General features: G+C 35.3%; 22 protein-coding genes and 1 tRNA gene. 7 read left to right on the top strand and 16 right to left on the bottom strand.

Annotation, left to right across the window (positions count from 1 at the left end; genetic code table 11):
• Positions 1-47 precede the first annotated feature (47 nt).
• From TS1_RS02420 to TS1_RS02435, 4 genes are all read right to left on the bottom strand, one after another.
• Positions 48-386: a glycine cleavage system protein H gene (locus tag TS1_RS02420; protein WP_068707460.1), complete on the bottom strand. Its 339-nt coding sequence runs from the start codon at positions 384-386 to the stop codon at positions 48-50.
• Positions 383-742 (bottom strand): arsenate reductase family protein, encoded by a 360-nt coding sequence (locus TS1_RS02425; RefSeq protein WP_068707462.1) that lies wholly within the window; start codon positions 740-742, stop codon positions 383-385. Before TS1_RS02425 ends, TS1_RS02420 begins: the two co-directional genes overlap by 4 nt.
• A gap of 4 nt (positions 743-746) precedes the next feature.
• Positions 747-1,946: an FtsW/RodA/SpoVE family cell cycle protein gene (locus TS1_RS02430; RefSeq protein ID WP_068707464.1), complete on the bottom strand. Its 1,200-nt coding sequence runs from the start codon at positions 1,944-1,946 to the stop codon at positions 747-749.
• 199 nt (positions 1,947-2,145) lie between these two features.
• Positions 2,146-2,218, bottom strand: a tRNA-Thr gene (locus tag TS1_RS02435).
• Positions 2,219-2,335: 117 nt separating this feature from the next.
• Between TS1_RS02435 and TS1_RS02440 the strand changes: the two genes are divergently transcribed.
• Positions 2,336-2,578: a hypothetical protein gene (locus TS1_RS02440; protein WP_068707466.1), complete on the top strand. Its 243-nt coding sequence runs from the start codon at positions 2,336-2,338 to the stop codon at positions 2,576-2,578.
• 85 nt (positions 2,579-2,663) lie between these two features.
• Here the strand turns inward: TS1_RS02440 and upp are convergent, their stop codons facing one another.
• The 12 genes from upp to lepB form a co-directional block, all read right to left on the bottom strand.
• A complete protein-coding gene (gene upp / locus TS1_RS02445) occupies positions 2,664-3,293 on the bottom strand; it encodes a uracil phosphoribosyltransferase (protein ID WP_068707468.1) in 630 nt (209 codons plus the stop codon).
• Positions 3,294-3,383: 90 nt separating this feature from the next.
• On the bottom strand, positions 3,384-4,625 hold the full coding sequence (gene glyA / locus TS1_RS02450; protein ID WP_068707470.1) for a serine hydroxymethyltransferase: 1,242 nt from the start codon (positions 4,623-4,625) through the stop codon (positions 3,384-3,386).
• Between the two features lie 60 nt (positions 4,626-4,685).
• Entirely contained in the window at positions 4,686-5,711 is a 1,026-nt protein-coding gene (locus TS1_RS02455; RefSeq protein WP_068707472.1) for an L-threonylcarbamoyladenylate synthase, read from the bottom strand.
• A 201-nt stretch (positions 5,712-5,912) separates the two neighbouring features.
• Entirely contained in the window at positions 5,913-6,755 is an 843-nt protein-coding gene (prmC, locus tag TS1_RS02460; protein ID WP_068707474.1) for a peptide chain release factor N(5)-glutamine methyltransferase, read from the bottom strand.
• On the bottom strand, positions 6,748-7,824 hold the full coding sequence (prfA, locus tag TS1_RS02465) for a peptide chain release factor 1 (RefSeq protein WP_083498230.1): 1,077 nt from the start codon (positions 7,822-7,824) through the stop codon (positions 6,748-6,750). The genes prmC and prfA overlap by 8 nt, the downstream gene beginning before the upstream one ends.
• An 18-nt stretch (positions 7,825-7,842) precedes the next feature.
• Positions 7,843-8,412: a thymidine kinase gene (locus tag TS1_RS02470; RefSeq protein WP_068707476.1), complete on the bottom strand. Its 570-nt coding sequence runs from the start codon at positions 8,410-8,412 to the stop codon at positions 7,843-7,845.
• Between the two features lie 168 nt (positions 8,413-8,580).
• Positions 8,581-8,976, bottom strand: coding sequence for a GNAT family N-acetyltransferase (locus TS1_RS02475; RefSeq protein ID WP_068707478.1), 396 nt, complete (start codon positions 8,974-8,976; stop codon positions 8,581-8,583).
• Positions 8,977-8,978: 2 nt separating this feature from the next.
• Positions 8,979-9,377 (bottom strand): GNAT family N-acetyltransferase, encoded by a 399-nt coding sequence (locus TS1_RS02480; RefSeq protein WP_068707480.1) that lies wholly within the window; start codon positions 9,375-9,377, stop codon positions 8,979-8,981.
• Positions 9,378-9,571: 194 nt separating this feature from the next.
• On the bottom strand, positions 9,572-9,988 hold the full coding sequence (locus TS1_RS02485) for an Hsp20 family protein (protein WP_068707482.1): 417 nt from the start codon (positions 9,986-9,988) through the stop codon (positions 9,572-9,574).
• Between the two features lie 93 nt (positions 9,989-10,081).
• Entirely contained in the window at positions 10,082-10,498 is a 417-nt protein-coding gene (locus TS1_RS02490; RefSeq protein WP_068707484.1) for an Hsp20 family protein, read from the bottom strand.
• Between the two features lie 185 nt (positions 10,499-10,683).
• Positions 10,684-12,435 (bottom strand): DNA helicase RecQ, encoded by a 1,752-nt coding sequence (gene recQ / locus TS1_RS02495; RefSeq protein WP_068707486.1) that lies wholly within the window; start codon positions 12,433-12,435, stop codon positions 10,684-10,686.
• A gap of 232 nt (positions 12,436-12,667) precedes the next feature.
• On the bottom strand, positions 12,668-13,243 hold the full coding sequence (gene lepB / locus TS1_RS02500) for a signal peptidase I (RefSeq protein WP_068707488.1): 576 nt from the start codon (positions 13,241-13,243) through the stop codon (positions 12,668-12,670).
• 212 nt (positions 13,244-13,455) lie between these two features.
• Here lepB and TS1_RS02505 point away from each other — a divergent pair, with 212 nt between their 5' ends.
• From TS1_RS02505 to TS1_RS02530, 6 genes are all read left to right on the top strand, one after another.
• Entirely contained in the window at positions 13,456-14,862 is a 1,407-nt protein-coding gene (locus TS1_RS02505) for a TrkH family potassium uptake protein (RefSeq protein ID WP_068707490.1), read from the top strand.
• A 243-nt stretch (positions 14,863-15,105) separates the two neighbouring features.
• Positions 15,106-15,690: a helix-turn-helix domain-containing protein gene (locus TS1_RS02510; RefSeq protein WP_068707492.1), complete on the top strand. Its 585-nt coding sequence runs from the start codon at positions 15,106-15,108 to the stop codon at positions 15,688-15,690.
• Positions 15,691-15,810: 120 nt separating this feature from the next.
• Positions 15,811-17,163 carry a Mur ligase family protein gene (locus tag TS1_RS02515; RefSeq protein WP_068707494.1) on the top strand — a complete coding sequence of 451 codons (1,353 nt, stop codon included), beginning with the start codon at positions 15,811-15,813 and terminating at the stop codon, positions 17,161-17,163.
• Positions 17,156-17,842: a type 1 glutamine amidotransferase gene (locus TS1_RS02520; protein WP_068707496.1), complete on the top strand. Its 687-nt coding sequence runs from the start codon at positions 17,156-17,158 to the stop codon at positions 17,840-17,842. Before TS1_RS02515 ends, TS1_RS02520 begins: the two co-directional genes overlap by 8 nt.
• A 91-nt stretch (positions 17,843-17,933) precedes the next feature.
• On the top strand, positions 17,934-18,398 hold the full coding sequence (locus TS1_RS02525) for a PTS sugar transporter subunit IIA (RefSeq protein ID WP_068707498.1): 465 nt from the start codon (positions 17,934-17,936) through the stop codon (positions 18,396-18,398).
• Positions 18,399-18,557: 159 nt separating this feature from the next.
• Complete coding sequence (locus tag TS1_RS02530; RefSeq protein WP_068707500.1) at positions 18,558-20,828, top strand: glycoside hydrolase family 65 protein; 2,271 nt, start codon at positions 18,558-18,560, stop codon at positions 20,826-20,828.
• Positions 20,829-20,928: the final 100 nt, after the last annotated feature.

Consider the following 20,928-nt stretch of genomic DNA (forward strand, 5'->3'; position numbering starts at 1 on the left):
ATAAAAAAATTCTTGAAATCATTTCAATGATTTCAAGAATTTTTTTATTATAGTACTTCAAATTCAGTTGGTTCTACATCTTTTAAACTAAGAATCCAAGCATTTAGTTCATCTTCATCATTCAACACATTGACATCCTCGTCAATTTTTTCATTAACAGAAGAAACCGTTCCTGTTAAAGGACTGACAAACTCACTTGTTGCTTTTTCTGCTTCAAGGTCAATCAATGTATCCCCTTTTGAATACGACTGGCCTACTTTAGGAACAGAAGCAAATGTGATATTTCCTAGATCATCTTGCGCTTTATTTGTCAAACCAACTACGTATTCTTTTCCGTTAAATAGCACCCATAAATTATCCGTTTTCTTTAAACATTGCTTTTTCATGATGCGAATACTCCTTCATATTCATTCTCATTGAACCCGATTGTTAAAAAGTGGTCATTTTTTACTAGAATCGGACGCTTAATCAACATACCATCTGTTGAAAGTACTTGACAAGCCTCCTCAAGTGTATACCCGTCTACCTTATCTTTCAAGCCTAAAGCGCGATATTTTTTCCCGCTGGTATTAAAAAAACGACGAATGGGCAACTCACTTTCTTTAACCCATTTTTCTAGTTCTTCTTTAGCAGGAACTTCTTTAATCATATCAATCAATTCAACTTTTTTACCGTGTTCTTCTAACCATTTTTTGGCATTTTTACAAGTACTACATTTCGAATACCAATATAATGTTAACATTGACTCATCTCCTAGTTTGCTTGAGCGGCTCTTCGTTGGGTGCCTGGTAACGCATAGCTAAAATTAAACCTACACCGATCATATTACTTACAAGTGCGGAGCCTCCTTGACTGATAAACGGAAGAGGAATTCCAGTTAAAGGTAATAAGCCAATATTTGCCCCGACATTTTCAAAAACATGGAACAAAATCATCATGATAATTCCGGTTGCAATATAAGAATAAAACTCATTATTTGTATCAAAACAAACACGTATCATTTGGTAAATTAAAATAAAATATAACAAGACCACAAACGCGCTGCCGATAAATCCAAAATTTTCCCCAATAACAGAAAAAATCATATCCGACTCACGTACTGAAACATCAATTTCGCTGATATTAAACCCTTTACCAAATAAACCGCCCGAACCAATAGCCATTAAAGCAGAGGCTACTTGCCTAGAGTCTCCTTGTACATCATGGAATGGGTCTTGCCAAGAATCAATACGTGCAAATTGATAATCAGAAAATAACCCGATATCTGAAAGAAATTCGCGTCCGCCATCGGTTAAGACTAAAGCAATGGTACCAACACTAATCACTAAAAAGACAGCGATAACTGGTAAAATAATTCGCCAAGAAATACCTGACATCAAGAATATTCCGCCAAAGATTGCTAAAAAGACCAGCATCGTTCCAAAGTCATCTTGCAATACAATTAAAAGCAGTACAGGAGCTATCACAGCAAGCATTTTGCCAATCAGTATTCCATCGGTTCTTAAAGTACGAACCTGATTGTTCGCATTATGCCTTGTAACCACCATGGCTAACATTAAAATCATTGCAATTTTCATTAATTCTGAAGGTTGCAGTGTAATGGGTCCCAAGCTAAACCAATTTTTGGAACCTGTAGCACTTTCTATCCCTCTATCATAAAACTGCACCAACAAGGCCATAACGACAAGCCCTGCTGCATAGATATACTTGGTCATCGCCCAAAGTTGTTTGGGTTTAATATGCATAATAACAACCACTGCGATAACACCAACAATATACCAAAGTAATTGTTGAAACACATCGCTCCAAGGATTCCCATTTTTCAGCGGATCATGGTAAGATGCCACATACAAAGAAGCCAATCCAACCAAACATAATAAAAATACAGGGAGGATTACAGCATAATCAATTTTATTTTCATTTTTAAAAAGTTTCCTTTTTTCCATCTGCTCTCTCTTTTCATAAAGATTACTTTCTTCATTATAGAGGTAAATAGCTATAAAAGAAAGCTTTGTACCTAGAGATTCAAAAAAAGTTTAAAATTTATATGTCTCACTAAAAAAGTTCTGCTCCGTAACCATTTTTTGCAAAATAAAAAAACGTCGGTACATGCTATAAAAAGCGATATACCAACGTTTTAAAGAGTGCCAGCAACAGGACTTGAACCTGCGACCTACGCGTTACGAGTGCGTTGCTCTACCAACTGAGCTAAGCTGGCCAAATACATATGAAATTATAAGAAACTTTTTCCGATTTGTAAAGAAAAAGTTTCAAAAAACCATTATCTGAAAATTTCCAAAAGTTATGTTATAATAGTTACAAGGAGGCTTTTTATATGACAGCATTTGGGAAATTTGATACATCTATTGACCCTTCAGAACTAGGTAAGGAGTTTACGGTTAACGAGCAGGTAAGCTTTAAAGTACATAACCAGACGGAAACAGGCATAATCACAAAACAATTGAAAAATTCAGCTGTTATTGCTATTGACAAAACGCAGGAAAATCAAGAGCTCATTTCTCAAAGTAATGGTGTTATTATCATCAATTACAAACAAATGAAACCAACCAACAAATAAAAGAACAGGTCTTAATGAAGTAAACCCGATAGTTAGACTAGAAGTGCTAACTTGGAGGCCCACTTCATATAAGGCCTGCTTTTTATTATTTTGTACCGAACAGGCGGTCACCAGCATCGCCTAGCCCTGGAACAATGTACCCATCTTCATTTAAACGCTCATCCAAAGCAGCCGTATAGATATCTATATCTGGGTGCGCTTCTTGTAATGCTTTAACGCCCTCTGGAGCAGAAACGATACAAACAAATTTAATGTTTGAAGCACCCCGTTTTTTTAATGAATCAATTGCCATAATCGCAGACCCGCCAGTAGCCAACATAGGATCGACGACTAATAATTGACGGCTATCAATGTCTTCTGGCATTTTTACAAAATATTCGTGTGGTTCTAGTGTTTCTTCATCTCGGTATAAACCAACATGTCCGACTTTAGCTGCTGGAATGAGTTCTAATATACCATCAACCATCCCTAAGCCAGCTCGCAAAATTGGTATAATAGCTACTTTCTTACCAGCTAGTGTTTTTTGAGTTGATTGTTGAATGGGTGTTTCAATTTCAACGTTTTCTGTTGGCATGTCACGAGAAATCTCGTAAGCCATCAACATAGCAAGTTCATCTACAACCTCGCGAAAAACTTTTGTTCCGCAGTTCTTATCACGGATAATTGTCAACTTATGCTGAATTAACGGATGTTCAATCACTTGGAATTTTCCCATTTTTTTAGGCTCCTTTGTTTTCTTTCTATTGTAATCTAAAAGTAATGTATAAGTAAACACATCACCAGAAATTAGCGCTAAAAGTACAACTTAATCTGTATAAATTGGGTGCGCATCGGTTAATGCTCGGACTGATGTTTTCACTTCATCCAGTCTGTCTTGATTTTCACTATTTTCCAAAACTTTGACAATCAGGCGTGCTACTTCTGCAGCTTCCTTCTCATCAAATCCACGACTCGTAATGGCAGGGGTGCCTACGCGAATACCACTTGTTTTAAAAGGACTTAATTTTTCAAATGGAATTGCGTTTTTATTGACTGTAATATGAACTGAATCTAGTAATTGCTCTGCTTCTTTTCCGGTCATACCATATCCTGTAACATCTACCAACAATAAATGATTGTCTGTTGCACCAGAAACTAGCCGGATTTTTTTAGCTTGGTTAAATTCGTCTTCCATCGCTTTAGCATTTTTCAAAACTTGTTGACTATAAGTCTTAAAATCAGGAGCGAGTGCTTCATTAAAAGCAACTGCCTTTGCTGCAATCACGTGTTCCAATGGCCCCCCTTGGATACCAGGAAATACGTTGCTGTTTACTTTTTTGGCAAGAGCTTCATCGTTTGTCAAAATCATCCCACCACGTGGTCCACGTAATGTTTTATGGGTTGTCGTTGTTGTAATATCAGCATAAGAAACAGGATTAGGATGAAGACCACTGGCCACTAATCCGGCAATATGGGCCATATCCACCATCAACTTAGCACCCACTTCATCTGCTATCTCTTTAAAGGCCGCAAAATCAATTGTGCGAGAATAAGCGCTCGCCCCAGCCACAATAAGTTTTGGCTGATAGCGCTGCGCCAAGGCACGTACGTTATCCATATCGATCATTTCTGTTGTTGGATCAACACCATAACTAACAAAGTGATAAGTTTTTCCACTAAAATTTACTGGTGAACCATGAGTTAAATGACCGCCTGCTGATAAATCCATCCCTAACACCGTATCGCCTTCTTCTATTAAAGATAGATACGCTGCTGTATTGGCTTGTGAGCCAGAGTGTGGTTGTACATTTGCAAATTTAGCGCCAAATATCTTCTTAGCACGGTCAATCGCTAAATTTTCGATAACATCTATAAATTCACAACCTCCATAATAGCGCTGTCCAGGATACCCTTCTGCATATTTATTTGTCAAAATACTGCCTTGTGCTTGCATTACTGTTTTTGAGACAATATTTTCTGAAGCAATCAGTTCTAGATTATTCTGCTGCCGGTTTGCTTCTTTTTCGATTGCAGCACCGACTTCAAAATCAAAATCTTTTATAACCATGTCAAAAACACCCCTTTTACTTTCTGATAGCATTGTACCATAGGAGATTAAAGAAATCTTTCATCCTTCAAAATACTTTTGTGCAGCCGCCTTTTTTAAACGATTCATATAAGCGACCCCTAAATCTTTTTCAGGAAAAGCAGCTGCTAAAATAACATCCAAAGGTAATTGAGCTTCATCTAGCGCCCGTAAACCAGCGTACAAGCCTTTGGTGGCTGCGGCTATACTATCATCCTTATAAGCAAAAGTTGCTGCTGTATCTGCACGAATCTTATCACAAACAATAGGTCCGGCCAATACACCAGCAGATAATTGGTTTTCTTTTGCCCATTTAACAGCCGCCGGCCAATCTTGTTCTTTTACCATTAATACTTTTGTATCCGGTGCGTAATGTTTGTATTTCATTCCAGGTGATTTCGGTGTTTCAGAAACTTCTAATAAATGCTTATCATAAGTAACCTCGATGCCTAAGTCTTGTTTAATTTGTTCTTTAGTAATTGCTCCTGGTCGCAAAATCATCGGGACTTGCTCGGGATCACTTATATCTATTACAGTTGATTCTACGCCAATCTTTGTAGGACCATCGTCTAAAATTCCTTCGATATCCTCTTGCAAATCATGATAAACATGTTCAAAAGTTGTTGGGCTAGGTTTTCCCGAGGTATTAGCGCTTGGCCCTACTGCTGGAACTCCTGCTTTTTTAAGTAAAGACAAAGTCACTTCATTATCTGGCATTCGGAAAGAAACGGTTGGTAGTCCCGCAGAAACTTCTTTGGCAAATATTCCCTCTTTTACCTTACATACCAATGTCAGCGGCCCCGGCCAGTATGTATCTACTAATTTTTGTGCATAAGGATGGAGTGTATCTACATAATCTTTCACCTGTTCAAAACTACTAACATGAACGATTAGTGGATTATCATTAGGCCTACCTTTGACATCAAACACACGACAAACTGAATCCGACATCCTTGCATTTGCCCCTAACCCATATACTGTCTCTGTTGGGAATGCGACTAATCCGCCTTCTTTTAAAACTTGTGCTGCCTCATCTATTTCATTTACTGTCCATTGTTTTGTTTCCACAGTTTGTCCACACCCTTTCTTCTAATTAATAGCAAGTTATCAACAATTTTGATAAAGTTATGCACAGTTTGTGGATAAAGCTGTGCCAAATTGTTTATTTCTTTGTTCATAACTAAAAATTTGCTAGAATTCCTTTGTTTTCCACTTTTTTATGGGATATTAAAGAACGATTTTTGCTTTTGCCCACAAGCTTGTGGAAAACTAATACACAACTAGCATTCGCTCATTGCCAGACAAGTCTTTTCTACGTTGTACTCTTTTTTGCGGAAAACTTTTCTGAAAAATCTGTTCCACCGCTTCTCCTTGCATAAAACCAAATTCTAAAAAGATTTTCCCCTCTTTAGTTAATTTGCCTTGTGCCTGCCTAGCAATGTCCTTATAGATTGCTAACCCATCATCTTCAGCAAACAGAGCTATCGACGGCTCATATTGGCGAACACTTGCATCCATTAACCCCCATTCCTTCTTACTCACATACGGAGGATTAGCAATCAAAATATCAACCGGCTCTTTAATCGGTTCCAAGGTATTCCCTAGGTAATATTTTACATCTGCTCCAAGCATTTGACTATTTATTTGGGCTATCTCCAGCGCTTCTTTTGAAACATCTACTGCGCTTATTTGCCAATGAGGTCTTTCCAATTTCAGAGTAATTGCAATCGCTCCTGTACCTGTCCCCACATCTACTAGTTGAATTTTTTCATTCTTTTGTTTAGCCGTTGTTTGTAAACACCACTCAACTAACTCCTCAGTTTCTGGACGAGGAATTAAGGTAGCAGAATTGACCTTAAAAGGCCGGCCATAAAATTCTTCATAACCTAATAAGTATTGAGGCGGGTAATCGTTTAATAAATGAAGTACATCTTTTTGTAATTGTTCATATTCATTTTGTGGAATCTCATCTTTTAAGTGTAATAACCAATCGGTTTTTGTCCATTTTTTTCGCGCTAAAAAAACATAAAGTATAGCATGCCCTTCTTTTCCCCGTTCTTCTAAAAAAGAAGAAGCCCACCATAGGACTTCTTGATATGTTTGTTTAGCCATTTTGCAACTCTTCTAATTTTGAAGTTTGATCATATAAGATTAAGGCATCGATAATTTCATCCAACTCGCCGCTTAAAATTTTGTCTAATTGTTGAATTGTCAAATTAATTCGATGATCAGTCACACGATTTTGCGGGAAATTATACGTACGAATACGTTCCGAACGGTCTCCGCTTCCAACGGCTGATTTTCGGTTAGCATCATATTCACTTTGTGCTTCTTGCTGGTATTTATCATAAATACGTGCTCGCAAAACTTTCATCGCCTTTTCGCGATTTTTAATTTGCGAACGTTCATCTTGCATAGCGACCACAATTCCCGTTGGGATATGGGTTAAGCGTACGGCAGATGCTGTTTTATTTACATGCTGTCCACCCGCTCCTGAAGCATGATAGATGTCCGTTCGAATATCTTTATCATCCAAGTCTAACTCAACTTCTTCAGCTTCTGGCATAACAACAACCGTCGCAGTAGAAGTATGTACGCGCCCTTGGGACTCAGTTTCTGGAACACGTTGTACGCGATGAGCACCACTTTCATATTTTAATTTGGAATAAACGCGGTCTCCTGTAATCATCATGATTACTTCCTTGTAGCCACCAATACCTGTAACATTGGCATCCATCACTTCAACTTTCCAGCCTTGCGATTCAGCATAATGCTGGTACATATTAAATAAATCTCCCGCAAATAATGCAGCCTCATCTCCACCGGCTGCTCCTCGGATTTCCATAATGATATTTTTATCATCATTAGGATCTTTAGGTAATAATAAAATTTTAATCTGATCTTCCAGCTCAGTTTCTTCTTTTTTTAGCTCGGCTAGCTCTTCTTTAGCTAACTCCGTCATTTCTTCATCCAAATTCTCTTTTAAAATTTCTTCATCTTCGCTAATACCTTCTTCTACCTTTTTATAGCGTTGATAAACTTGAACCGTTTCACGTAAATCGGCTTCTTCCTTAGACAGTTTCATAAAACGATTGGTATCTGCGATGACATCTGGATCGCTCATTAACTCGCCTAACTCTTGATAGCGGTCTTCAATTTTTTGTAGTTGGTCGTAATACACCTGACATCCTCCTTTTTCCTAAATTTCTGGGTGGAAATAATGATGACGACAAACGGGATAATAAGCATCATTTCCCCCAATTTGCACCTGTTCACCCTCATAGACTGGTTTGCCATCTATAAAATGTAAATTCATAATGGCTTTTTTATGACAAAACCAACAAATAGTTTTCATTTCTTCGATTTTATCTGCATATAATAATAGATATTTAGACCCTTCAAACAATTCATTACGAAAGTCGTTTTTTAAACCAAAAGCCATTACTGGAATATTTAGCTCATCTACAATACGCATAAATTCTAACACATGATGCTTTTTTAGAAATTGTGCTTCATCGATTAATACACAGTAGGGTCTGAATTCTAAATGTTCAATTTTTTCATAAACATTGGTTTTTTCAAAAATAGGTTGGGCTTTTTCTTCTAAACCAATTCTACTAGCAATTTGTCCCACTCCTGCTCGTGTATCAACACCACTTGTCATAAGAACAACTGGCTTTTTTTGTTCTTCATAATTATGGGCGACCTTCAATATCTCAATGGACTTACCGCTGTTCATTGCGCCATATTTAAAAAATAGTTGTGCCATTTTCTCATCCTCCGTATACTTCCTCTAAAAGTATACTTGAAAATGAACATTTTTTACAGCCCCAGCTTTTTGAAATTTAGCCAAATAAAAAGGACCAGCAAGATGATTCTTTACAGCTGTCCTAGTTTTACCCTAAATCCCAAATTTTGCTTCATTAACGAAGTTTTATTAATATCTTCTTTGTTTTTTAAATGCATGACTCACTGACTCAAACCCTACTTTTGGATAAAAAGAAGTTGCACTAGGTGCAGATATTAATACTGTCGAGATGTCCTTACCTTGATTTTTTCTTAGTGCAGTTAATAACTGGGTTCCTATATCTCGTTCCTGATATTCTTTTAGCACGGCTAGATCTGACACAAAAGTACAAAAAGAATTATCAGAAACACCACGAAGCACACCCACCAATTTAGCATTATCCCAAGCAGTATACAAGACATTCGCATTTGCAATCATCCGTTTGATTCTTTTCTGGTCGTAAACAGGTCGTTTGATACCTGATCCAATAAATACCTCAATTAACTCTTCTGCTGTTATTTTTTTATCTGTTTGAATTTCCACCACATTTATCCCTCCCTGTGAATGCGATACATTTTATCCGTAGGGGCGAATTCAAGCCGTTCATAAAACCCTGTTGCCTTATCTTCAGCTCTTAAAGAAAGAGTCACTCGTGTTCCTAAATATTGTTTGATTTCGTTTACTAATTTTCTACCAATTCCTTGCTTTTGATAACTAGGCAAGATCAAAATATCACTTAAATAGCAAAAATATTCAAAATCCGTTAAACACCGCGCTAGCCCAAGTAATTTTCCGTCTTTCCATGAACTAAAAACTAAAGGCGTATGATCAATCATATTTTGCAAGCGTTTTTTATCATTTAAAGGTTTTTCAAACCCCGTTTCTTGATAAAGCTGAGTCACTTGTTCTACTGTCATCGGTTCATTTACTTTGATTTCAACTTCCATTTTATCTCTCCTTTTGTTTGCTATCCAAACACCTATTTCAATTAGCGCTTTATTGCTTCTTATCCCCAAGATACACCTTATAAGTGAATAAATCCATCATTCATTGTACTTTATCCCTACGTTAAAATTCTTAAAATTGAATAAAAAAAACCATCGACCATGAATTATAGCCGATGGCTTATCACCTTATTTTTTTATTTAATATCAATTTTTTTCTTTTCTTCAACTTCATCCGATGTTTTCGGCAAATTCAAATCCAAAACGCCATCTTTAAAGGAAGCATCGATATTTTCATCATCAACGCCTTTTAGCATGAATTGACGACGATAAGAACGACTGCTACGTTCTCGACGTAAGAAATTGCCTTCTTCGTCTTTATCTTCCGTTATATCATTACGGTTTGCTTCGATAGTTAAAACACCATCATCATAAGTAACATTTAAATCCGATTTGTCAAAACCAGGTAAATCAGCTGTTACTTCATAATTATTATCTTTTTCTTTGATATCGACTTGGAAATTGTCATTTCCCATAAAGCCATTAAAGAAATTATCAAAAAAGTCATCTCTCATACCCATCAAATCATTATTTCTTGATATTAGATTTGCCATAGTTATTACTCCCTTTCTTAATTTTCATTAACGACAAAGAAACAAATAGTCCCTTTGACAAAGTTCTTGCCAGTTAGAAACAAACAAGTAAAATTATTTGATATCAATTTTTTTCTTTTCATCAGCTTCATCTGTTGTTTTCGGTAATTTCAAATTTAAAACGCCATCTTTAAAGGAAGCGTCAATGTTTTCATCGTCAACGCCCTTTAACATGAATTGACGACGGTAGGAGCGGCTGCTGCGTTCTCGACGTAAGAAGTTGCCTTCTTCATCTCTATCTTCTTTTGTATCGTTTCGATTTGCTTCAATAGTTAATACACCATCATCATAAGTAACGTTCAAATCAGATTTGTCAAAACCAGGTAAATCAGCTGTTAGCTCGTAATCATTGTCCTTTTCTTTGATATCGACTTGAAAATTATCGTTTCCCATAAATCTATTAAAGAAATTATCAAAAAAATCATCTCTCATATCCATCAAATCATTGTTTCTTGACATCAAGTTTGCCATAGATATTACTTCCTTTCTTTATTGATTTGTTCCAAAAGAAACTGTGTTCTTTTGTGCGGGATTTTTCAATCTCGATTTTCGGAAGGCCTCTAGCTTCCTTACAACTTTAATATACAACTTTAGTCAAAATTGGTCAAATAATTAGCACTCGTATATCCCGAGTGCTAACCAAACGTATTTTATCTTTACTGCTGCTCATTTAATAATGCTAAAAAACGTTTCCCATATTTATCAAGTTTATTTTGTCCTACCCCTTTGATTTGTAACAACTCAACTAGGTTTTTAGGCTTTTTCTGCGCCAGTTCTTGCAGCGTCTTATCTGAAAAAATAATATAAGGCGGCATATTCTGTTCTTGAGCTAACTCTAAGCGTAGTGCACGTAATTTTTCAAATAGTTCATCATCTATCGATAACTGTTTGATGGGCGCCTGTTTACGGTAAACTTTCCGCTTTTTTAACAGGACCTCTATTCCTACTGCTGAAACAGTTACCTTGGGAAACTCTCCTTTAGTAAGTGTTAGGTACTGTTCAGCGATTAAGTAATCAATGAAGGCAGATATTTGTTTTTGAGACCATTCTTTCATTAGCCCGTAGGTGGTTAATTGATCTAAATGCCAATCTCTTACTTGCTGAGTCTTTGAGCCGGTCAAAACTTTGGCCACCATTGTTTTACCAAAACGTTCTTCCATTCGTTTTACACAAGATAACACTTTTTGTGTATCAACAGTCACATCAACCGCTTCTCGTTCATCTAAACAATTGCTACATTTGCCACAGTTTTGACCTTGCTCACCAAAATACCGTAAAATATAACACTGCAGACACATCTGTGTATGCGCATATTGGTTCATCTCACGGAGTTTTTCGTACTCATTTTGTTGGAATTTGTTCGTTAAACTAGATTGTTCAATAAAAAAATGTTGAATCTGCAAATCCTGAGGTGCATAAAGTAAAATTGCATCGCTTGCTAAACCATCTCTGCCTGCTCTTCCAGCTTCCTGATAATAGGATTCAATATTACCAGGAATTTGTGCGTGTATGACAAAACGAACGTTACTCTTATTAATTCCCATACCAAACGCGTTTGTGGCAACGATTAGCTGGATGCGGTCGAATAAAAAGTCTTCTTGACTTTGGGCACGCTCATTTTTATCCATTCCGCCATGATACATTCCTACAGAAAAACCATTATGCTTTAGTAGATAATACAGACGTTCAACTTCTTTTCGAGTCGTTGCATAAATAATCCCCGACTGATTTTCATTCGTTTTCAGATAAGCTATTAAATAGCTATCCTTTTGTTCTTTTACTACTTGGAAAGATAAATTTTCACGCGCAAATCCCGTGTTAATTTGGTTACTTTTAGAAATCGTTAATAAGTCAGAAATATCTTGAGCTACTTGTTGAGTTGCTGTAGCCGTTAATGCTACAACTGTTGGCTTTTGTTTTAAAAATTGAATCATTTCGTTTAATTTCAAGTAACTTGGCCGAAAGTCATGCCCCCATTGTGAAATACAGTGTGCTTCATCCACAGCCAAAAGATCGATTTGTATCTCTTCTAGTAAGTGTAAAAATTCTTCTGATTCCAAGCGTTCTGGTGCAACATATAATAACTTCACCTTTTTGTTTTGTGCTCTGTTAAGACGTTTATTTATCTCCACGTAAGATAGAGAACTATTAATAAAGGTAGCAGGAATTCCCATTTCATTTAGACTATCTACCTGATCTTTCATCAAAGAAATCAAAGGAGAAATCACCAATGTCAAACCATCAAATAAAAGCGCTGGCAGCTGATAACAAATAGATTTCCCTCCACCTGTAGGCATAATGCCAAGGACATTTTCTTTATTCAAAACTTTTTGGATAATTTCTTCTTGTCCTTTGCGAAAGCTGGTAAACCCGAATTTTTCTGCTAAAATTTTCGTTAATTCTGTCATTCTAATACCTCTTTCTTATTTTATTATTGAAAATTTTTTCTAGAAATCAGCCCATCATTTCGCTTTTTTCTTACCAAAAAAATACGCCTTCTTTAGGAAAGCGTACGTTTTGAATAAATAGTATCACACTTTAGCATTACACTTGCACAAAAATAATTCATAAAAGCAAAGTACAAACGAGACGATCACTGACCTTGTAATCATTTTTGAAACCTTTTCTTTTTAAGGTCATTTAGTCATTCACAAGTGAAACTTCGCTTAGGGGCCAATAGCGAAAACCTACTTCGCCTTCGATCATAGATCGATTGACAAAACCAAACGAACGACTATCCTTAGAGATTAAACGATTATCTCCTAAAACAAAATACTTACCTTCTGGCACTTCATATACAAAATCACTGGTAAATGTCTCTGCATTATTAGCAATTTCTTGAAAAGCTGGATTATAGGCATACGTTGATTGCATTTTATCTTTACTAAATTGTTGTTTGTAAGCTGTTAAATAAGGCTCGTCTAATTTCTTACCATTAACTAAAAGTTCATCATCTTGCATTTGCACTCGGTCACCAGGCAATCCAATCACTCGTTTAACCGCTAATTTATCTAAATCATCTGGCTCTTTGGTTGTTACAATATCAAAACGATCAATCTTTGATAATTGATAGGTCATTAATTTTTGTCCGTCAGCTAAAGTGGGATCCATAGAATGACCATTAACCGAAACAGGCGCAATAACAAATATACGTAAGATGATAAAAAGAGCAAGAAGTAAAAAAAAGATGCCCCAATTTTTTATAAATTCTTTCAAAGTACAAACTCCTTATTGTTTGTTATGAGTTATTTCTTCATTTTTATATTTTAATAATACTGCTTTAGTATATCATAGCGCAAAATAATAATGAAAAAAACAATTTTTCCTTTTAAGAAACTTTTGAATTTTTATTTTCTGGCTCAAGTATATGGTATGAATTTTCTTTTTTGTTATACTGTGAGTAATCTATTAAGAATGGAGTCTTGAAAATGTCATTGAAATTACGTGCACAGGACACCTGGAAGAAGGGAAAACTCTTTTTTGGTCATAGGCTTTCTTCCGTTCAAATCATCGTATCCTACTATATACTGATGACATTAATTGCACTTATCCTATTTTGTTTGCCTATTTTTCGCCAACCTGGTTCTCATGTTTCGTTTATTGATATGTTTTTTATGGCCGTGAGCACAATTAGTGTTACTGGCTTGTCAACATTTCCTATCAAAGAAGTCTTCAATGAACAAGGAGTGATCTTATTAGAAGTTCTTTTCCAAGTTGGTGGCTTAGGTATTATGATGATATCTACTTTTTTCTTTATTATCTCTAAACGAAAAATTACTTTAAAACAACGACAATTAATTATGACGGATATGAATCAACCGCGTCTTAGTGGTATTGTACGTTTAATTCGTACAACTTTTACAATTATATTAGGTTTACAAATTTTTAGTGGCATCGGCTTTAGCCTCTACTTGAAATTAAGAGGATATTACGACCATTGGTTAGATGCATTTTATTATGGTTTTTATGAAGCAATTTCTTCAGTAACCAATTCTGGATTTGACATTAGCGGCCATTCCATACTACCTTTTGCCAATGACTTTTTGTTTTTAACTGCGATGATGGTTTTAATTTTTATTGGGGGTATCGGTTTCCCAGTTCTGATGGATGTTAAAGAATGGATTTCTTATAAATTTGTTAAAAAACCGAATCCTTTACATTTTCGTTTTTCTTTATTTACCAAGATTGCTCTATTTTCTTCAATCGGTTTATTTGTTAGTGGTGCCTTGGTGATTTTCCTCTTAGAAAAAAATCACTTATTCGACAACATGAATGTGATTGGTCAAAGTATCAATAGTATGTTTTATTCTATTACTACCCGTAATGCTGGGTTACAGATTCATGATTTAAATGACTTTCAAACGACAACACTGATTGTTTTTTCTTTACTTATGTTTATCGGTTGCAGTCCCAGTTCAGTAGGAGGTGGCGTCCGTACAACGACCATCATGATTATCGGTCTGTACCTTTATTCATTTTTAAAAGGAGAAAATCATATTACTATTTTTGGCCGCAATATTGACGAAGAAGATATTCGCAAATCAGTAGTCGTCTTTATGCTATCTCTTATGATGTGCTTTTCTTGTATCATTTTTTTAACTGCTATCGAAGATGTTTCCCTGATCTCTATTATTGTTGAAGTGACCTCTGCTTTTGGTACTACTGGTCTTTCCCTAGGTATTACCGAGGACTTAACAACGATCGGGAAACTAGTTATTACAGCTCTAATGTTTATTGGACGGGTAGGAATGCTATATACATTAATGTTATTTGTTCCTAAAAAACCCCATGATTTAGGTTATCATTATCCAACTGAAAAGATTATCATTGGTTGATAAAAATTACTTCAGCTTTGGTGAAAAAGAAGTACCATGCCAATTTTAACTAGGTGAGAATTATTAGATGGAGAAAAAATAAATGATGCATCTACCTTACTTAAAAAATTAGGGTTTACTCGCTAGCGCAGAGCGGAAATTTTGATATTTCGTTCTGCGCTCTTTTTTTATTATTTGCAACCACTTGGTGCTACAGTTTATTTATCGAAAATGTTTAAATAAAAATGAAAGGAGGGCTGTTCTATGGAGATCGGCGAACGATTAAAAAAGCAACGTAAAATTAAAAAGTGGACTCAACAAGAGTTAGCGGATAAATTACATATTTCTCGTCAGTCTATTTCCAAATGGGAGCAAGGAATTGCTTTACCCAGTTTTGCTAATGTTGTTGCTATTAGTGATCTTTTTGAAATTTCTTTAGATGAACTCATCAGAGAGGATGAAAAGCTTATGAATAACCTTAAAGCAAAACAGAAATTTACCCCTTTAGAAAAAATTGTTTGGCTAAGTATAAGTATAACTGTACTCATATTTGCTCTTTTGCTTACATTGAATGCTAATTTCAAAAAGATTACGCCTTGGCTACAAGGAAGCGGAACCATTTTCCTCATCATGTTACTTTTTTCAATGGATTGGAAAAAAATCAATCAATCTTTTACCAAAAGAACAATTATGTTAAGTATTATCACTCTAGTTTTGTTTCTAGTACCATTTTTATATGATGAAATTATAAGTTTTTTCAAGGAATATCTGAACTCTCTTGGTAGTATTAACCTCCACAACAGTAAACAATTCCAACATTTTTACGAACTTACAGCTTTTGTCTTTTAATTCATCGGTTGCCATAAAAATGTTCACATATTCTTAAGAACAAGAAAATTGGTTTAATCTTTTTTTTGAAATATGGTAAGATGAATTGAATTTATGTTTATATAATGATGGAGGTTTGAGATGGGAATCCGAAGTTATGTCGCTTCTTTTGTGGGCAAAAGCTCACAATGGTTTTTAAAAACTTTTACTAAAGGTGGCTCAAGTTTACCTGGTAAACTGGCATTAAAAGTTGATCCAGCTATTTTAGATCATTTGGCTAAAGATTATAAGGTTGTGGTGGTTACTGGCACTAACGGAAAAACATTAACAACTGCACTAACAGTTAAAATTTTGCAGCAGGAATTTGAGCATGTGCTAACCAATCCCACAGGAGCTAATATGGTACAAGGGATTGTCTCGACTTTTCTTTCAGCTAATTCCAAAAAAGGACAAAAGAAATTTGCCGTCTTAGAAATTGATGAGGCTAGTTTAAGTAAAGTAACAGAATATATTAAGCCAGAACTTTTCGTATTTACGAATATTTTCCGTGATCAAATGGATCGTTATGGGGAAATTTACACAACTTATCAATTAATTGTAGATGGCGCAGCAAAATCACCGAAAGCGACTATTTTAGCTAATGGTGATTCGCCGATCTTCAATTCACTAGAGACCATCAATCCTAGGAAATATTATGGCTTTGATCATAAAATAGAAGAAGATCAAACCGCTCATTACAATACAGATGGTGTGTTGTGCCCTAAATGTCAACATATTTTACACTATAAAATGATTACCTATGCAAACCTAGGTAAATATTATTGTCCTAATTGTGGCTTTTCACGTCCTCACTTAGATTACAAGTTAACAGAACTACGGAATATGACCAATACTTCAGCAGAATTTACGATTGATCATCATGATTATAAATTAGAAGTTGGGGGGATGTACAATATCTACAACGCTTTAGCAGCTACAGCCGTAGCTGAGTATTATCATGTTGCTCCTGAAAAAATACGAAAAGGACTTGGTTTTGATGAAAAGGTTTTTGGACGTCAAGAAATTATAAACATTGACGGTAAAAAATGTACCTTGGTTTTAGTAAAAAATCCCGTTGGTTTAAATCAAGTGATCAATATGATTGGCTTATCCCCATATGAATTTTCACTTGTATCATTATTAAATGCAAATTATGCCGATGGTACTGATGTTAGTTGGATTTGGGATGGAGACTACGAAGCATTTAGTACATCAAAGGTTCCAAAAGTTATTTCTGGTGGAGAACGTCATCAGGATATGACTAAGCGGCTAAAAGTCGCAGATATTCCCGACGAAAAAATCATAGAAACACAAAACTTAGACGAAGTAATTGAACAAATCAAACAATTACCTACCGAACACGTTTATATTTTATCTACTTACACTGCGGTTTTACAATTACGAAAAAAATTGGCAGATAAAGGTTATATAAAAGGAGGAATGGATCGTGGCTAATTATTCACTGAAAATGGCACATCTATACGGCAATCTATTAAATACTTATGGCGACAATGGTAATATTTTAATGCTGAACTACATCGCCAAAAAAATGGGTATTCTATTAGATACTGAAATTGTAAGTATTCACGAACCATTTGACCCTAAGCGTTACGACCTAGTATTTTTTGGTGGAGGTCAAGATTACGAACAATATATCGTTTCAAAAGATATCCAGACAAAAAAAGAAAGCTTAACTGATTATATCGAAAACGATGGTGTTATGCTGGCTATTTGTGGAGGCTACCAATTATTAGGACATTACTATACAGGTGCTCATGGGGAAAAAATCCAAGGTATTTCTGCCCTAGATCATTATACGTTAAGCCAAGATAATAATCGTTTTATTGGAGACATCAAAATCTATAATGAAGAATTTGACGAAACTTATGTAGGTTTTGAAAACCACAACGGACGTACCATTCTAGGAGAAAATGAAAAACCCCTAGGTAAAATTGTTGAAGGCTATGGCAACAATGGAGAAGACCAGACAGAAGGAGCACATTACCGCAATGTTTTTTGTTCTTATTTTCATGGACCTATTTTAGCAAGAAACGAAATATTGACACAACGTTTACTGAATACTTCTCTAACAAATAAGTATGGAAAAAAGATCGACTTAGCGTCTGTAAACTAAAAAAAGCTTTTTTTATTAGAAGAAAACCTTTATACTATTAATTAAGCATTATCAAATGACTGATTTTAATAACTGAAGGGAGTTACTACTTATGTTTTCTTTTTTAAAAAAGAAAAAAACCATTTTATATAGTCCCGCCAATGGACAATTAGTTCCACTATCAAAAGTTGAGGACCCCGTTTTTTCCCAAGGGATGATGGGACCTGGAATTGCTGTTTTGCCTTCTTCAGATGATATTTATTCCCCAGTTGAAGGAACAGTTACCAATGTTTTTCCAACAAAACATGCGATTGGATTAAAAACTAAAGACAATAAAGAAGTTTTACTCCATTTTGGTATCGATACAGTAGAATTAAAAGGAGAAGGTTTTGAGGTTTTTGTTGACGTTGACGACAAAGTGCAAAATGATACCTTATTAGCTCGTATGGATCGTGCCTACTTAAAAGAACAAGAAAAAGATGATACTTTGATGGTCTTATTCCCAGAAGAAAAGGAATTCCCAAATGTAGAAGAAAAAGATGTCAAAGCCAGTGATGAACTATTTGAATTAGATTAAATCCAAAGCGGTATGCAAGTTTTCTTGCATACTTTTTTTATAAATAAAAACATTTTGTCCTTATCAATAAAAGATTGTTCCTTCTAAAAAGCAATTGACTATTGTATGCGTTTTCAACTACAATAAATATACTAAGTAACTTTAAATGGAGGAAATGCTATGGAAACTACACGAGCTACATTAGACGTTCACCCTTGGAAAATTTCTACCTCCACGCTTGACAAAACAAAGCGACGACTACATGAATCTATCACTAGCCTGGGTAACGGCTATATGGGAATGCGCGGGAATTTTGAAGAATATTACAGTGCTGATCACCATGGCGGAACTTACCTTGCAGGGGTCTGGTATCCAGATAAAACCAGAGTTGGCTGGTGGAAAAATGGTTATCCTGACTATTTTGGCAAGGTTATTAATGCAGTTAACTTTATTGCCTTAGACATTTTTGTTAACGATACTCGAGTAGATTTGGCTAACTGTAATTATAAAGATTTTTATGTAGAATTAAATATGTATGATGGGATCCTTTCCCGTCAATTCGTCGTAGACCTAGGTAATACCCAGGTAAAGTTTTCTTTTGAACGTTTTATCAGTATCACAAAAAAAGAGCTAGCTTGTATTACCCTACAAGCTGAGGTATTACAGGGAACAGCTGAGATTTATGTCGTCTCAAAATTAGACAGTAATGTACAAAATGAAGACAGTAATTATGGAGAAACTTTTTGGCAAGAGCGAAATAAAGAAGTGTCTGAAAAATTGAGTTCTTTAACTACTCAAACAATTGAAAATCCTTTTGGCATCGAACAATTTGTCGTTACTACCAGCATGACCCATAATTTAAAGCCAAAAAAGATTAAAAAAGAACCCTTATTTATTAGTAATGAATTTGAATTTTTTCTAGAGACTGGTCAAACCGTTCGCTTAGAAAAAGAAGTCCTAGTAATAACCAGTCGGAATGTACCCGAAGAAAAGCAAATAGAACAAGCGCAAAAATTGTTACAAACTTATGGCACTGATTTTTCTACTTTAAAAGCAGAACACAGTGAAGCTTGGCATAAGCGTTGGGAACTAGCCGACGTTGCTATTACAGGCGACGACAAAGCACAACAAGGAATTCGTTTTAATTTATTCCAACTTTTTTCTACGTATTATGGCGAAGATGAACGATTAAATATTGGTCCTAAGGGGTTCACCGGTGAAAAATATGGTGGAGCAACTTATTGGGATACAGAAGCCTTTGCTCTACCTTTGTATTTAGCTTTAGCAGAACCATCAGTGCCTAAAAATCTGCTGAAATATCGTTATAATCAATTACCTCAAGCCTATTATAATGCGGACAAACAAGGTCTAAAAGGCGCACTTTATCCTATGGTAACTTTTAATGGCATTGAATGTCACAACGAATGGGAAATTACCTTTGAAGAAATTCATCGTAATGGCGCAATTGCTTATGCGATTTATAACTACACAAATTATACAGGAGACACTTCTTATCTTAAAAAAGAAGGCATAGAAGTTCTTATCGCCATTTCACGATTTTGGGCCGATCGAGTGCATTACTCCAAAAGAAATAAAAGCTATATGATTCATGGTGTTACAGGACCCAATGAGTATGAAAACAATGTAAATAATAACTGGTATACCAACAAAATAGCTAGTTGGGTATTACAATATACCCTAGATAATTATCAAAAATATGAAAAAGAAATAACCATCAGCCTTCCAAAAATGGAACAAGAAAAATGGCAAGATATTATTGATCATATGTACTTTCCTGTAGATGAACAATTAGGAATTTTTGTACAACATGATACATTTTTGGACAAAGATCTTAAAACAAAAGATGTCCTCGCTAAAAATGAGCTGCCTCTAAGTCAGCACTGGTCTTGGGATCGGATTCTACGCTCTTGTTTTATCAAACAAGCAGACGTTGTCCAAGGTTTATATTTTTTTGGTAATCACTTTTCTTTAGAGGAAAAAAGGCGCAACTTTAATTTCTATGAACCAATGACACTCCATGAATCCTCATTATCTGCTAGTGTGCATGCTATTTTAGCAGCCGAAATTGGGGAAATAGACAAAGCATTAGAAATGTATGAACGAACGGCCCGTTTAGATCTTGATAATTATAATAACGATACACAAGACGGACTACACATCACTTCTATGACAGGAAGCTGGCTTGCTATTGTACAAGGGTTTGCTCAAATGAAAACTTTTGATGAGACATTGAGTTTCGCGCCTTTATTACCAAAAAAATGGCAATCTTATGCTTTTCATATCAATTATCGTCATCGTCTACTATTTATCAAAGTAAGTAATGAAGAGGTAGAGTTGCATTTAAACCATGGTACTCCTCTGACACTTGAAGTTTATCATAAAAAATATACACTAACCGATGATCTATTTGTGCAAACTAAAAACAGTTAATATACTGTAAACTTTCTAAATAGACAAAGAAGATTTTCTCTAGAAGCATTTTCTTTTCTATATAAAACATGTGTAAATAAAAAAATAATACAAAAAAATC

The organism is Tetragenococcus solitarius NBRC 100494, from assembly GCF_001544195.1.
Taxonomy (GTDB): Bacteria; Bacillota; Bacilli; order Lactobacillales; family Enterococcaceae; genus Tetragenococcus; species Tetragenococcus solitarius.